We start from the raw sequence: 14730 nt of genomic DNA on the forward strand, positions 1-14730 counted from the left end.
GGAGCTGACCATGGCCACGCTGCACACTCAGCTCAACCCGCGCTCGCCGGAATTCATCGCCAACCGCGATGCGATGCTCGGACACGTCGAGGCCCTGCGCACCCTGCTCGCACAAATTCGCCAAGGCGGCGGTCCCAAGGCCCAGGAACGGCACACCTCGCGAGGCAAGTTGCTGCCCCGTGAACGCATCAACCGGCTGCTGGACCCGGGCTCGCCGTTTTTGGAAATCAGCCCATTGGCAGCCCACGAAGTCTATGGCGAAGACGTGCCGGCGGCCGGCGTGATTGCTGGCATCGGCCGCGTGGAAGGCGTCGAATGCATGATTGTCGCCAACGACGCGACGGTCAAAGGGGGCTCCTACTACCCGCTGACGGTGAAAAAACACCTGCGCGCCCAGACCATCGCCCAGCAGAATCGCCTGCCCTGCATTTACCTGGTGGATTCCGGCGGCGCCAACCTGCCGCGCCAGGACGAGGTGTTCCCGGACCGCGAGCACTTCGGCCGGATCTTCTTCAACCAGGCCAACATGAGTGCCCAGGGCATCCCGCAGATCGCCGTGGTCATGGGTTCCTGCACCGCCGGTGGCGCCTATGTGCCGGCCATGGCGGACGAGGCGATCATGGTCCGTCAGCAGGCGACGATTTTCCTCGCCGGCCCGCCGTTGGTGAAAGCCGCCACCGGTGAGGTGGTCAGTGCCGAAGACCTGGGCGGCGCCGATGTGCACTGCAAGATCTCCGGCGTGGCTGACCATTACGCCGACAGCGACGAACATGCCCTGGCCCTGGCCCGCCGCAGCGTGGCCAACCTCAATTGGCGCAAACAGGGCGAGTTACAGCATCGCCTGCCGATTGCTCCGCTTTACTCGGGTGACGAGTTGTACGGCGTGGTTTCCGCCGACGCCAAGCAACCGTTCGATGTCCGGGAAGTGATCGCGCGCCTGGTGGACGGTTCGGTGTTCGACGAATTCAAGGCGCTGTTCGGAACGACGCTGGTGTGCGGCTTCGCCCATTTGCACGGCTACCCGATCGCGATCCTGGCCAACAATGGCATTCTCTTCGCCGAGGCCGCGCAGAAAGGCGCGCACTTCATCGAATTGGCTTGTCAGCGCGGGATCCCATTGCTGTTCCTGCAGAACATCACCGGCTTCATGGTCGGGCAGAAGTACGAAGCCGGCGGCATCGCCAAGCACGGGGCCAAACTGGTGACGGCCGTGGCCTGCGCGAAAGTGCCGAAATTCACCGTGATCATTGGCGGCAGTTTCGGCGCAGGTAACTACGGCATGTGCGGTCGCGCCTACGACCCTCGGTTCCTGTGGATGTGGCCAAACGCGCGGATTGGCGTGATGGGCGCCGAACAGGCGGCCGGCGTGCTGGTGCAGGTCAAGCGTGAACAAGCCGAACGCAGTGGCCACCCCTTCAGCGCCGAGCAGGAAGCCGAGATCAAGCAACCGATCCTCGATCAATACGAAGAACAGGGTCACCCCTATTATTCCAGTGCCAGGCTGTGGGACGACGGCGTCATCGACCCGGCCCAGACCCGCGACTTGCTGGGCCTGGCCTTGTCCGCGTCACTGAACGCGCCTATCGAACCGAGCCGCTTCGGCGTGTTCCGGATGTAAACGGGGAATGCCCATGGATAACTTCAACACCCTCGAACTGCACACCGACCCACGGGGCGTTGCCACCTTGTGGCTCAGCCGCGAGTCGAAGAACAACGCGTTCAACGCCGAAATGATCCGCGAACTGATCCTCGCCCTGGACCACGTCAGCAGCGATCCAAGCTTGCGCTTCCTGCTGATCCGCGGTCGCGGCAAGCATTTCAGCGCCGGCGCCGACCTGGCCTGGATGCAACAATCAGCCGAGCTCGACTACCACACCAACCTCGATGACGCCCGGGAACTGGCGGAGCTGATGTACAACCTCGCCAAGCTGAAAATTCCTACGCTGGCCGTCGTCCAGGGCGCCGCGTTCGGTGGCGCACTGGGGCTTATCAGCGCTTGTGACATGGCCATTGGCGCCGATGAAGCACAGTTCTGCCTGTCGGAAGTGCGCATTGGCCTGGCGCCAGCGGTGATCAGCCCGTTCGTGGTGCAAGCCATCGGCGAGCGTGCCGCGCGTCGTTATGCCCTGACGGCGGAACGCTTCGACGGGCAACGTGCGAAAGAAATCGGTTTGCTGTCGGAAAGTTACCCGGCCGAGGCCCTGGATTATCAAGTCGAACAATGGATCGACAACCTGTTGCTCAACAGCCCGGCGGCCATGCGCGCCAGCAAGGAACTGCTGCGTGAAGTCGGCAACGGCGCCCTTACCCCGGCGCTGCGGCGCTACACCGAAAACGCCATCGCCCGCATCCGCGTCAGCCCGGAGGGCCAGGAAGGCTTGCGGGCTTTCCTGCAAAAGCGTGCGCCGAACTGGCAAGCCGAATCGAATAACAAGGAGCCGCGTCGATGAGCGCCCCTGCCCTCACCACGTTGCTGGTGGCCAACCGTGGCGAAATCGCCTGCCGCGTGATGCGCACCGCCAAGGCCATGGGCCTGACCACCGTTGCCGTCCACAGCGCCACCGACCGCGATGCCCGCCACAGCCGTGAAGCCGACATCCGCGTCGACCTGGGCGGCAGCAAGGCCGCCGACAGCTACCTGAAAATCGACAAGCTGATCGCCGCAGCGAAAGCCAGCGGCGCCCAGGCCATCCATCCCGGTTATGGTTTTCTGTCCGAGAACGCCGGGTTCGCCCGGGCGATTGAAAGCGCCGGGCTGATCTTCCTCGGCCCACCGGCCTCGGCCATCGATGCCATGGGCAGCAAATCGGCGGCCAAGACCTTGATGGAAACCGCCGGGGTGCCCCTGGTGCCCGGTTATCACGGCGAAGCCCAGGACCTGGAGACCTTTCGCGACGCCGCCGAGCGCATCGGCTACCCGGTATTGCTCAAGGCCACGGCCGGCGGTGGCGGCAAGGGCATGAAAGTCGTCGAGGACGTCAGCCAACTGGCCGAAGCCCTGGCCTCGGCCCAGCGGGAAGCGCAGTCCTCGTTCGGCGACTCACGGATGCTGGTGGAAAAGTACCTGCTCAAGCCACGCCATGTGGAAATCCAGGTATTTGCCGACCAACACGGCAACTGCCTGTACCTCAACGAACGCGATTGCTCGATCCAGCGCCGCCACCAGAAAGTCGTGGAAGAAGCCCCCGCCCCCGGCCTGACCCCGCAATTGCGCCAGGCCATGGGTGAAGCTGCCGTGCGCGCAGCCCAGGCGATTGGTTACGTCGGGGCGGGCACCGTGGAGTTCCTGCTGGATGCGCGGGGCGAGTTTTTCTTCATGGAAATGAACACCCGCTTGCAGGTCGAGCATCCGGTCACCGAAGCGATCACCGGACTGGACCTGGTAGCCTGGCAGATCCGCGTCGCCCAAGGCGAACCCTTGCCGATCACTCAAGCGCAAGTGCCGCTGCTCGGTCACGCCATCGAAGTGCGGCTCTATGCCGAAGACCCGGTCAACGATTTCCTGCCGGCCACCGGACGCCTGGCGTTGTATCGCGAATCGGCCGAGGGCGCGGGCCGGCGGGTCGACAGCGGGGTTGAAGAAGGCGATGAAATCTCGCCGTTCTACGACCCGATGCTCGGCAAGCTGATTGCCTGGGGTGAAGACCGTGAACAGGCGCGCTTGCGGCTGTTGAGCATGCTCGACGAATTTGCCATTGGCGGGCTGAAAACCAACATCGGGTTCCTGCGCCGAATCGTGGTTCACCCCGCCTTCGCGGCGGAAGAGCTAGACACTGGATTTATCCCACGTTACCAGGCGCAATTGCTGCCAGAGCCGGGCGAATTGGATGACGCATTCTGGTTCGCAGCCGCCCAGGGCTTCGCCTTGAGCCTGACACCGCGCGTGCGCGGCGATGATGCCGACTCACCGTGGGCCAGCACCACCGGGCTGCGTCTGGGGCTGCCCAGGGAAACCACCTTGCACCTGAGCTGCGAAGGCCAGGATCGCGCGCTGACGCTGGACGTTAGCGCCCATTGCGCGGAACTCAAGGGCGAGCAACTGGTGATCGAGCGCCACGGCCTGCGCCGCAGTCATCGGGCCATTCGCCAGGGCGACAGCCTGTACCTGCAATGGGCGGGTGACCTGCACCGGATCGACCTGTACGACCCGTTGGCCGCCGCCGAGGCCAGCCACAGCCATCAAGGTGGCCTGGTCGCGCCCATGAACGGCAGTATCGTGAGGGTATTGGTGAGTGTCGGCCAGCCGGTGGAGGCCGGGGCTCAACTGGTGGTGCTGGAGGCCATGAAAATGGAGCACAGCATTCGTGCGCCCAAGGCCGGGGTGATCAAGGCGCTGTATTGCCAGGAAGGTGAAATGGTCAGCGAAGGCAGCGCCCTGGTGGCATTCGAAGAATAGGAGTCGGCCCGTCCCCAGGGCCGATCCAGTCAGAACCTGATGGTGGCCTGCACCACCACACCGATGAGGCGACACTGCTCGGTGTACAGGTTTTTCGGGTAAGTCGGATTGAGCGGAACCAGGTAACGCTGCCCGCTCTCTTCGATCAATTTGCGAAAGGTTGCATCACTGCTGCCAGGCAAGCAGGCGACCACCAGTTTGCCGGGCACCGCCTCGATGGCCGGATCCACCAGGATCGACATGCCCTCGGGAATGCTCAACCCGCTGGGTGCGGTCATCGCATCACCCACCACCACCAGCCAGAACGCGGCCCCCAGGGCATGGTAGTCCGTCAGCTCGTAGCGCGCCTGGCTGTAGGCGCCAGGATCGCCTTCGCGAACCTCGCCAACCTCGTGCCATTCACTGACCGGGTAGCGGAAGTACGGGTTGTACTTCTGCGCCAGGGCCATGCCTTCGTCCGTGGAGGTGTCCGGCTCGCGAATCACCATCGCCACTTCCAGGAACTCCAGCCCCAGTTCCCGCAGGACCCGGTTCATGTCTTCGACACTGGGTTGCCGGCGCCTGGTCAGCCAATGGCCGACGCCGCCCTGGGACATTCCCAACCGTTCTGCGAGCACCACTTGCGTGATGCGCAGCTCCTTCATCTTGGCCTTGACCAACTCTATCCATTTATCCATGTGCGGCACGATACGTGGATGACTCCGACCATTCAAAACACAAATTGTAGTATTTAAATTATCGTCACAATTACGATAAGTACTATTCTGAATTCAGGAGTTCAGCCCCATACACGGAGATTTTCATCACCATGGATACGCCCAACAAAGACCAACCCGGCAGCCCTTTCGACGGCACGTTTCCTTCATTGCAGGATTGCCCGGCGGCCAAACGCGCCCTCGACTACTACTTGAAACCAGGTGTTTCCCAGACACAGTCAGAACATCGCTTCTTCGACGTCCACCACAGCATCAGCGCAGAAGAAGCCCTTGTTCACGCATGCGACCTGCTGCGCTGCGCTGCAGCAACCGCCCACGAGTCCGCCAACCAGTTGAATGGTTCGAGCCGTGACCTGGCATTTTCGGTGGTACACATGATTGATCTGGTCAAGGTGATGCTTGACCGATCCCTGGATGGCTACCCTACTCGCTAGGGGTAACGCTTGGGAATGTCGCCGCGAGTGCGGACGACGAGAAAGTTTTTTCCAATCGATGCGATAAAACCATTTGACTTGCAAATGATAATGATTATTATTGCATCAGCTGGTCGCGAGATCAGTCGATAGACCAGAAGACCTTAGGTCGGACTTCTGGAATATCTCCTCATCAGGCTAATCACGGTTTTTGACCCGGCTTTTTGCCGGGTCTTTTTTTGCCGATTTTTCGGCTTATGTCTTCAGGCTAATGAAGTCTTTTTGGGTGCTGCCAATTCGGTGGCGGCGATGATAGCAAATGAATATCTGTTTGCAAGAGCAGCCCCGCCACGCAGGCGGAAACTATCGACAACCAGCACTTGAGAATCAATTGCGGACTCTCTAAGCTGACTCGGCGTCCAGGGAGGACGCCCCCTCGTTTACGTGACGTAAATCGTCTCGGTTCCCCCCGTCTTGCGTGTACAGTAATGGCCATGAAAATCCTCTCCAGGAATCGTGACCGTGGCTAAATCTTCCTTTGATATCAGTGCCAATTTCGACAGCGGCAACATCGAAGTCGTCGACATCAGCAACCCGTTGCAGTCGTTGCTCAAGATCAGGCCCGACACCCGCAGCGCCCATTTCCAGTGGTTCCACTTCAAGGCCAGCGGCCTGCACGTCGGCCAGGAGTATTCCTTCCGGCTGCTCAACGCCAGTCAATCGTCCTACAACAAGGCCTGGACCGGCTACCAAGCCGTTGCCTCCTACGATCACGTCAACTGGTTCCGTATTCCGACCCAATTTGAAGGCGACGCCCTGCGCTTTTATCTGGAGACCGAACAGACCAACGCCTGGTTCGCCTACTTCGAACCCTACAGCCGCGGCAGGCACGATTGGCTGATCGAGCAAGCGCAACACAAGGCCGGCACCGAACTATTGGCCGTCGGTAAAAGCGTGGAAGGCCGTGACATTCAACTGCTGCGCAAAGGCAGCGGTGCCGAAGGCCGGCGCAAAGTCTGGATCATCGCCCAGCAGCATCCCGGCGAGCACATGGCCGAGTGGTTCATGGAGGGCGTGATCGAACGCCTCCAGCAGCATGACGATGCGCAACTGAACCAGTTGCTCGCCAAGGCCGATCTGTACCTGGTGCCAAACATGAACCCGGACGGCGCGTTCCACGGGCATCTGCGGACCAACGCCATGGGCCAGGACCTGAACCGTGCCTGGCAGAACGCCAGTCCGGAAATCAGCCCCGAGGTCTTTTTCGTCCAGCAGCAAATGGAAAAGTACGGCGTCGATCTGTTCCTAGATGCTCACGGCGATGAGGAAATTCCCCACGTATTCACCGCCGGTTGCGAAGGCAACCCGGGCTACACGCCCCGCATTGCCGAACTTGAAGAGCGCTTTCGCAGCCATCTCAAGCATCAGACCAAAGACTTCCAGACCACTCACGGCTACACCCGCGACGAACCGGGCCAGGCCAACATGACCCTGGCCTGTAACGCAGTCGGCCAGAAATATGACTGCCTGTCCCTGACCCTGGAAATGCCGTTCAAGGACCACAACGATCACCCGAACCCAATCACCGGCTGGTCTGGCAAACGCTCGATGCAACTGGGCAAGGATGTGTTGAGCACCATCGAGGCCATGGTTGACGAGTTACGCTGATCCAACGACCTGATCATGTCCCTAGTCTAAGGTGAACACCTGTGGCGAGGGAGCTTGCTCCCGCTCGGCGGCGCAGCCGTCGTAAAGCCGGCTGACGCAATCTGTCTGGAAGATTGCGTCAGCCCATTTGGGGCGGCTGCGCCACCCGGCGGGAGCAAGCACCCTTGCCATGATTTCATCAGCCCTTGCCGCGCAACATACTGTCCAACACCTCATCCCGGCGCACCCAAGCGTGAAACAACGCCGCCGCCAGATGCACCAGCACCGTCACGAACAACAAGTAAGCCAGGTACCCGTGAGCCTTGCGCAGCAGTGCGAACGTCTGGGCGTGGGCTGGCAGAATCGAAGGCAGTTGCAACGAGTCGCCGAGCATCACCGGGTCCCCCGCCGCCGAAATCATGCCCCAGCCCAACAGCGGCAGGACCAGCATCAGGGCGTACAACAGCACATGCGAGGCGTTTGCCGCCAGCACTTGCCAGGCCGGCAGATCGGCCGGTAGCGGCGGTTGGCGGGTCGTGAAGCGCACCAGCAGGCGCACGATCACCAACAGCAAAATCGCGATACCCAATGGTTTGTGCAACTGCAGCAGCCATTCATGGCGTTCGGACACCGAGGCGACCATGCCCGCGCCGATGAACAGCATGGCGATGATCATCACTGCCATCAGCCAGTGCAGCAGCCGGGCCAGCGGTGCAAAGTGACGAGGGGCGCTCATGGGCGGGACTCCTGTTTGGCGGGCAACTGGCTCACTTCGCTGGTACGTCGCAGATAGGAACTGGCATAGGCGGCGGAGCGCGCGACCAATAGCGGGTCTTCGGAACCTTCGATCCCTTGGGGCAGGATCAGCGGGTCATAATTGATGTCGCGGCATTCGCCGTTGTCCTGTGCCTGGGTGCGCTCCAGCACCAACGTGCCGGCATTGAGGACCTTGCGGTCAGCGGGCCAGGCCTTGCTGGCATCGTTCACCGGGTCACCCGGGTTGGCCAGGGTGATGTTCAACTGCCAGCGCAACGGCCCGGCGGCGAGACGCTTCGCCAAGTCTTGCTCGAGAAAGTCGGCCCCTTGGGGTGGCGTCGCATCCGCAGCATCCTGGCTCATCGGCACCACGCCCCAGCGCACCGCCTGGCGCTGCCCGGCGGGGTTGACCAGATAGAATGCGTTGATGCCGTTGTAGGTTTCGGTGGCATAGCTGGCCGACGGCTTGGCGGTCTTGATCCATTGCAGGAACGGCACCGCTTCGGGGTGTGCGGCAAAGAACGCCGGTACGGCCGCGGGGTTCGGTTTTCCTGTGGCAGGGTCCGGCGACTGGGCTTGCTGGAGCTGGTAGAAGGCTTCGGGCGTGCCCACCGGAAACACCGGCATGCTGTTCATGCCGGTGCGCCATTGCTGGCCGTTGGCCTGGGTAAAGCGCAGTGCCAGGCTGCGAATCGGCACGCTGCCGTCCGGTGCATAGGGGTTGCCGCTGGGCAAGGCGAAACGCCCAACCACAGGCGTTTGCGGCTGCGAGAACACTTGGGCGCTGGAATAGGCGCTGGCCTCGCCCGTGCTTTGGAAATAGCCCGCGACGCAGACACCTTTTGAGTGGTTGCGTCGAAAGCCCGGGTGAACGCCGTTGTTTTTTTCCAGCACATTGACCAATGCCTGCGGTGTCAGGCGCTGTGGGTCGAGGCTACCATTGACGTAGGCAAACGCCCCGGCCAGCGCGGCAACAATCACGGCGATGCCGCTCAGGCGCAATGTCAGGCCAGCGGCACTCAAGGGTGGCCGGCTCGACGAGGATGAAGGATCAACCATGAGAAATCTCCAGGCCTCGAGGCCATTTGTTGGAAAGGACCCGTCAGACGAAGGCGTGACAGGTTTATTCCCACGCCTCGTATTTATTTTTCCTGCACTGGAATAATCTCGTTCGCGGGTCGTCTTTCCAGTCCCGGCGCAGTGACTGCCCACAGAAGCCACACCCCTATGAACGCATTCGACGAACAGTTGCGCGAGCTCATCCCCAGGCTACGGCGTTTTGCCATGTCGTTGACGCGCAACCCGAGCAACGCCGACGACCTGGTGCAGATGTGCCTGGAACGGGCGTTGTCCAAATGGAGCGACAAGCGCCCGGACGGCGATCTGCGGGCCTGGCTGTTTTCGATTCTGTACCGGCAGTTTCTCGACGGTCACCGCCGCTCCCGTCGGTATGCGCGCATGCTGGAGTTTTTCACCGGTCGCGACGATGCCCACCCTTCGGCCGAGCGCAGCGTGATCGCGCAATCGTCCCTGCAGGCCTTCGATCAACTCACGACGGAACAACGTGCACTGTTGTTGTGGGTGTCGGTGGAAGGCCTGAGTTACCAGCAAGTCGCCGACATCCTCGGCGTGCCGACCGGCACGGTGATGTCCCGCCTGTCCCGCGCCCGCCAGGCCCTGCGCCAACTCAGCGACGGCGAAATCACCCGCCCTACCCTGCGGATACTCAAATGATCAGCATGCCCCCCAGCGAAAGCGACCTGCACGCCTACGTCGATCGCCAACTGAGCGAGGCCGACCAGCGCCTGGTGCAGGCCTACCTGGCCAACCAGCCGGAAGTCGCCGCCCGGGTCCGCGCCTGGCAACAGGACGCACAGCACCTGCGCACGGCCCTGAGCGGCGCCTTGCAACAGCCGCCCAACCCGGACCTCGACCCGGCCATGATTCGCCAGCACCTGAAACATCGTTCCCGCCGCCACTTGGCCAGCGCCGCGGTGTTGCTGCTGGCCGTCAGCGTGGGTGGCTTCGGCGGCTGGCAGGCGCGGCAAATGACCCTGCTCAGTGCCGCAGCCCCCATGGCCGATGCGTTGCAGGCATACCGTTTGATTGCCCAGCAAGGCATCCTTCCGGCCGATTACCAGACCGGCGACGAACAGCACATGCAAGATTGGCTCGACCATTACTTCACCCAGGCCAACCGGCTGCCAGACCTGTCGGGCGCCGGCTTCAAGCCGGTCAGCGGGCGCTTGCTCAGCACCGAACAAGGCGCGGCGGCGATGGTGGTCTATCAGGACACGAGCGGTCAAAAAATCAGCTTCTACGTGCGCCCACCCGGCCCGAAAAACTTCCTCCTGCCCCGGGGCAGTCGCCGCGAGGGCGAGTTGCAAGCCGAGTACTGGTCCGGGCCGGGCTACAACTATGCGATGGTCATCCCCAGTGATACGCCGACAGTGCAGCGGCTCAGGCAGACCCTGAATTTCTGAGTCCCCTACCCTGTGGGAATCTCTGTGGGAGCGAGCTTGCTCGCGATAGCGGTGTATCAGTCGACATCATTTCTAACTGAACCACCGCCATCGCGAGCAAGCTCGCTCCCACAGGGGATACAGGCTGCTCTTGAGAGTGTGTTCACCCCTGCCCAAACACCTGCGAAGGCCTGCGCAGCAACGGGTCGAACGGGTTGATCCGCGGTCCGATCAGGGCTGCCTCGCGCTTGAGCATGTCCACCACCGTCGGCAGGCGATCGGGCCCCAGGCGGTCGCTCACCGTGGCCACGCTCAAGGCGGCCACGGCCCGGCCGTCACGGTCCAGGATCGGCACGGCCACCCCGGCCATGCCTTGCAATACGCCTGTATTGCGCCCGGCGTAACCCAGCGTACGGACGTTCTCCACTTCCGAACGCAGGAAGACTTCGTCGTACAAATGAAAATCCTTGAGCCGCGGCAGGTTGTATTGAATCACCGTGTCGCGCTCCTCCTCCGGCAGAAATGCCAGGATCGCCAGGCTGCCCTGCCCCACACCCAACGCCACGCGACCACCGATGTCGCCAGTGAACGTGCGGATCGGAAACGGCCCCTCGCTGCGGTCCAGGCAGACCGCATCGAAACCACTGCGCGCCAGCAAAAATAACGAGTCCCCCAGGGAGGCCGACAACCGCAGCATCGCCGGGCGCACCAGTTCGCGCAGGTTGCCGGTGTTGCCGGCGCGGGCGGCCAGGGCGAAGAACTCCAGGCTCAGGCGGTAGCGTTTGCTGCGTGCGTCCTGCTCGACCATGCCCTCGTCCATCAGGCTGTGCAGCAAGCGATGCGTGGTGGGCTGGGACAGGCCGATGCGCTGGGCCAGTTGCGTCACCCGCTCCCCACCCTCGGCGGTGTCACCCAGGCTGCGCAACACGGCAAACAGCCGGGAGACCGCACCGACACCTACCTCACCTTTCTCGTTATTCCGATCAGTGGAATTAGACATGCAGTTTCTCATTATTAAATTTACTCACTGAATGAAACTGAAAATAGTCTTCGCTTCAGTGAAATAGTCCATTGAGCCCATCCTATTCTTCGTCCTACTCTTCGTCCAGACAGGGGCGATTCGAACAACAGCGGCAGCCGACTCAAGGTCGAGCGCCAACGCACCCCAGCAACACCCTTTCGTATCTGCCCATACAAAAAAGCGCGCCTCGCGGCGACGCATAACAATCTCAGGTGGAGCGCAGCTATGGCTTTTGTGCAACTTGAAGGACTTGGCAAACGTTACGGCGACATCGACGCCGTGGTCGCCACCCATCTGTCGGTGGAAAAAGGCGAGTTCGTCTCGCTACTGGGACCTTCCGGCTGCGGCAAAACCACAACCCTGCAGATGATCGCCGGCTTCGTCGAAGTCAGCAGCGGGCGCATCCTGCTGGACGGTCGCGACATTACCCACGCCAAGCCCGCCAGCCGTGGTTTGGGTGTGGTGTTCCAGAGCTACGCGCTATTTCCCCACATGACCGTCAAGGACAACGTCGCCTTCGGCCTGCGCATGCGCAAAGTGGCCAATACCGAACTGCAACAACGGGTAGACCGGGTGTTGAAGCTGGTACGCCTGGACCGCCACGCCGACCGCTACCCGCGAGAACTCTCGGGCGGCCAGCGCCAACGCGTGGCACTGGCCCGGGCGCTGGTGATCGAGCCGCCAGTGCTGTTGCTCGACGAGCCACTGTCCAACCTCGACGCCAATTTGCGCGAAGAGATGCAATACGAAATCCGCCGCATCCAGCGCGAAGTCGGGATCACCACGCTGATGGTGACCCACGACCAGTCCGAAGCCCTGTCGATCAGTGACCGGGTCGTGGTGATGCAGGCCGGGCGCATCACCCAGATCGACGCGCCGTATACCCTTTACGAGCACCCGCGCACCGAATTCATTTCCGGCTTCGTCGGCAAAGCCAACCTGCTGCCCGGCATGCGTGACAGTGCGGGTGTCGTTCAAGCCTGCAGCCAGGGCAATGGCGAGCTGACGCTGAGCCTGCGCCCGGAAAAAATCGACCTGTGCGAGGCCGGTTCAGGCCGACTGCAAGGCACCCTCGTCAGCCGCTTCTTCCTTGGCAGCCAATGGCTGTACGGCGTCTCCACCTGCCTGGGGGAGCTCTGCGTGGTGCGCCGCAACGACGGCTCCGCGCCCTTGGTCGAAGGCACGGCGGTGGGCCTGGATTGGGACCCCGCGCTGCTGCGGGTGCTGAGCGCGGACGAGGTGCCGGCATGAAGCTGATCGATGCGATGCGCCGCGGTCGCCAAGGCTACTTGATGTCCGCGCCGGCCCTGGCCTTGTACCTGGGCTTGCTGGTCATTCCCTTGGGCTTGACCTTGGTCCTGTCGTTCAACGTCTTCGACTACAGCTCGGGCATCAACGGCGACGCCTATACCTTCGAGCACTACACCAGCCTGCTGGGCGATCCGTACTTCTACGAGATCTTTTTGCGCACGTTCTGGATCAGTGCCCTGACCACCCTCCTGTGCGTGCTGATCGGCGTGCCCGAGGCGTACATCCTCAGCCGCATGGGCGCACCGTGGCGCTCGATTTTCCTGATTCTGATTCTCACGCCGCTGCTGATTTCAGTGGTGGTGCGGGCCTTCGGCTGGAGCCTCCTGCTCGGCGCCGACGGCCTGGTCAACCAGGCGCTGCAAGCCTTCGGCGGCTCGCCGATGAAGCTGCTCTATACACCGTTCGCCGTGGTCATCGCCCTGGTCCACGTGATGTTGCCGTTCATGATCATTCCGGTCTGGACCTCGCTGCAGAAACTCGACCCGGCCGCCGAGCAGGCCGCGCTGTCCCTGGGGGCCAGCCAATTCACGGTGATCCGCAAAGTGGTGCTGCCGCAAATCATGCCCGGCGTGCTGTCCGGCACGCTGATTGTGTTCGGCCTCGCCGCCAGTTCCTTCGCGATTCCCGGTCTGCTCGGCGGACGGCGCTTGAAGATGGTCGCCACGTTGATCTACGACCAGTACCTGTCGGAGCTGAACTGGCCCATGGGCGCGGCCATTGCCGTTGCCCTGTTGCTGCTCAACCTGCTGATCATGCTGTCGTGGAACCGGATGATCGAAGGCCGCTACAAGAAGTCATTGGGGTAATTCTTCATGTCCAGAAACGGTCCTTTCGCGCTGCTGTTTCACGCCCTGGTAGTGGCCTTCATGCTCGCGCCGCTGGTGGTGGTCTGCCTCGTCGCCTTCACCCCGGAAAACACCTTGAGCCTGCCGACCACGACGTTTTCCCTGCGCTGGTTTCGCGCCGTGTTCGAACGCGCGGACTTTGTCGATGCGTTCTACAACAGCCTGGTCCTGGCGTTCAGCGCGGCCTCGCTGGCGACGTTGATCGCGGTGCCGGCTGCCCTGGCGATCACCCGGCTCGAGTTCCCGGGGCGGGACTTCTTCAACGGCCTGTTCCTGTCGCCAATCATCATTCCACACCTGGTGCTGGGGGTCGCATTGCTGCGCCTGTTTGCGCTGATGGGTGTGAACGGCAGCTTTGCCTGGCTGATCTTCGCCCATGTGCTGGTGATCACGCCCTACGTGTTGCGCCTGGTGCTGGCCTCGGCCATCGGCCTGGACCGCAGCGCCGAACAGGCCGCGCAATCGCTGGGGGCCGGACGCTTCACGCTGTTCCGGCAAATCACCTTGCCGATGATCCTGCCAGGGGTGGCCGGGGGCTGGCTGCTGGCGTTCATCAACAGTTTCGATGAAGTCACGCTGTCGATCTTCGTCACCTCGCCGGCCACGCAAACCTTGCCGGTGCGCATGTACGTGTACGCCACCGAATCCATCGACCCGATGATGGCGGCGGTGTCGGCGCTGGTCATCGCGCTGACCGCGCTGACCATGATTCTGCTCGACCGGGTCTATGGCCTGGATCGGGTTCTGGTAGGCAAACAATGAGGGCACCATGGCGCTGCTGAAACGACTGGCCGAAGGCGACCGCCCGGCCCTGGACTTTACCCTCGATGGCCAGCCTGCCACCGGCCTGCAGGGGGACACGCTGCTGACCGCCGTGCTGACCTGCAGCGAACACCTGCGCGGCAGCGACTTCAGCGCCGAACCCCGGGCCGGTTTCTGCCTGATGGGCGCCTGCCAGGACTGCTGGGTGCGCCTGGGCGACGGCCGCCGCGTCCGCGCCTGCTCGACCCTGCTCGAAGCCGGCCAGCACATCAGCCGCGAACCGGGGCGCCAGGTATGAACACTGTCGACTGGCCTGGCCTCATCGCGAGCGAGCTCGCTCCCACAGGGGTACTGCGGCACCAGCATCCACAACCGATCCAATGTGGGAGCGAGCTTGCTCG

General features: G+C 62.5%; 15 protein-coding genes. 11 read left to right on the top strand and 4 right to left on the bottom strand.

Annotation, left to right across the window (positions count from 1 at the left end):
* Positions 1–10 precede the first annotated feature (10 nt).
* Genes Q7F16_RS21960 through Q7F16_RS21970 form a run of 3 tightly spaced genes read left to right on the top strand, consistent with a single transcriptional unit; the run spans position 11 to position 4396 of the window.
* Positions 11–1618 (top strand): carboxyl transferase domain-containing protein, encoded by a 1608-nt coding sequence (locus tag Q7F16_RS21960; RefSeq protein WP_046064775.1) that lies wholly within the window; start codon positions 11–13, stop codon positions 1616–1618.
* A 13-nt stretch (positions 1619–1631) separates the two neighbouring features.
* A complete protein-coding gene (locus Q7F16_RS21965) occupies positions 1632–2450 on the top strand; it encodes a gamma-carboxygeranoyl-CoA hydratase (RefSeq protein ID WP_018602285.1) in 819 nt (272 codons plus the stop codon).
* Entirely contained in the window at positions 2447–4396 is a 1950-nt protein-coding gene (locus Q7F16_RS21970; RefSeq protein WP_409556772.1) for an acetyl/propionyl/methylcrotonyl-CoA carboxylase subunit alpha, read from the top strand. Before Q7F16_RS21965 ends, Q7F16_RS21970 begins: the two co-directional genes overlap by 4 nt.
* A 29-nt stretch (positions 4397–4425) precedes the next feature.
* On the opposite strand, the gene Q7F16_RS21975 is transcribed toward Q7F16_RS21970, so the two are convergent.
* Positions 4426–5073 (bottom strand): LexA family protein, encoded by a 648-nt coding sequence (locus tag Q7F16_RS21975; protein ID WP_046064773.1) that lies wholly within the window; start codon positions 5071–5073, stop codon positions 4426–4428.
* Between the two features lie 131 nt (positions 5074–5204).
* Here Q7F16_RS21975 and Q7F16_RS21980 point away from each other — a divergent pair, with 131 nt between their 5' ends.
* Positions 5205–5546: a DUF6124 family protein gene (locus Q7F16_RS21980; RefSeq protein WP_046064772.1), complete on the top strand. Its 342-nt coding sequence runs from the start codon at positions 5205–5207 to the stop codon at positions 5544–5546.
* 495 nt (positions 5547–6041) lie between these two features.
* Positions 6042–7193: a M14 family metallopeptidase gene (locus Q7F16_RS21985; protein ID WP_072346615.1), complete on the top strand. Its 1152-nt coding sequence runs from the start codon at positions 6042–6044 to the stop codon at positions 7191–7193.
* A gap of 178 nt (positions 7194–7371) precedes the next feature.
* Here Q7F16_RS21985 and Q7F16_RS21990 read toward each other — a convergent pair whose 3' ends face one another.
* Positions 7372–7908, bottom strand: a complete 537-nt coding sequence (locus Q7F16_RS21990) for a cytochrome b (protein ID WP_409556771.1) — start codon at positions 7906–7908, stop codon at positions 7372–7374.
* Positions 7905–8987 (bottom strand): catalase family peroxidase, encoded by a 1083-nt coding sequence (locus tag Q7F16_RS21995; protein WP_409556770.1) that lies wholly within the window; start codon positions 8985–8987, stop codon positions 7905–7907. Before Q7F16_RS21995 ends, Q7F16_RS21990 begins: the two co-directional genes overlap by 4 nt.
* A gap of 168 nt (positions 8988–9155) precedes the next feature.
* Between Q7F16_RS21995 and Q7F16_RS22000 the strand changes: the two genes are divergently transcribed.
* Positions 9156–9662, top strand: a complete 507-nt coding sequence (locus Q7F16_RS22000) for a sigma-70 family RNA polymerase sigma factor (RefSeq protein ID WP_014339283.1) — start codon at positions 9156–9158, stop codon at positions 9660–9662.
* Positions 9659–10411 carry an anti-sigma factor family protein gene (locus Q7F16_RS22005; protein WP_409556769.1) on the top strand — a complete coding sequence of 251 codons (753 nt, stop codon included), beginning with the start codon at positions 9659–9661 and terminating at the stop codon, positions 10409–10411. The genes Q7F16_RS22000 and Q7F16_RS22005 overlap by 4 nt, the downstream gene beginning before the upstream one ends.
* 142 nt (positions 10412–10553) lie before the next feature.
* Here the strand turns inward: Q7F16_RS22005 and Q7F16_RS22010 are convergent, their stop codons facing one another.
* Positions 10554–11390, bottom strand: coding sequence for an IclR family transcriptional regulator (locus Q7F16_RS22010; RefSeq protein ID WP_409556768.1), 837 nt, complete (start codon positions 11388–11390; stop codon positions 10554–10556).
* A gap of 246 nt (positions 11391–11636) precedes the next feature.
* Between Q7F16_RS22010 and Q7F16_RS22015 the strand changes: the two genes are divergently transcribed.
* The 4 genes from Q7F16_RS22015 to Q7F16_RS22030 are packed head-to-tail and all read left to right on the top strand — an operon-like array spanning position 11637 to position 14627.
* The gene (locus tag Q7F16_RS22015; protein WP_409556767.1) at positions 11637–12662 is read left to right on the top strand and encodes an ABC transporter ATP-binding protein; all 1026 of its coding nucleotides are present in this window, start codon (positions 11637–11639) and stop codon (positions 12660–12662) included.
* On the top strand, positions 12659–13528 hold the full coding sequence (locus Q7F16_RS22020) for an ABC transporter permease (protein ID WP_014339287.1): 870 nt from the start codon (positions 12659–12661) through the stop codon (positions 13526–13528). The genes Q7F16_RS22015 and Q7F16_RS22020 overlap by 4 nt, the downstream gene beginning before the upstream one ends.
* 6 nt (positions 13529–13534) lie before the next feature.
* Entirely contained in the window at positions 13535–14329 is a 795-nt protein-coding gene (locus Q7F16_RS22025) for an ABC transporter permease (protein ID WP_057447751.1), read from the top strand.
* A gap of 7 nt (positions 14330–14336) precedes the next feature.
* On the top strand, positions 14337–14627 hold the full coding sequence (locus Q7F16_RS22030) for a (2Fe-2S)-binding protein (protein ID WP_092175339.1): 291 nt from the start codon (positions 14337–14339) through the stop codon (positions 14625–14627).
* The last annotated feature ends 103 nt before the right edge of the window (positions 14628–14730 follow it).

The organism is Pseudomonas sp. Lb2C2, from assembly GCF_052112205.1.
In the GTDB taxonomy this organism is placed as follows: Bacteria; Pseudomonadota; Gammaproteobacteria; order Pseudomonadales; family Pseudomonadaceae; genus Aquipseudomonas; species Aquipseudomonas kilonensis.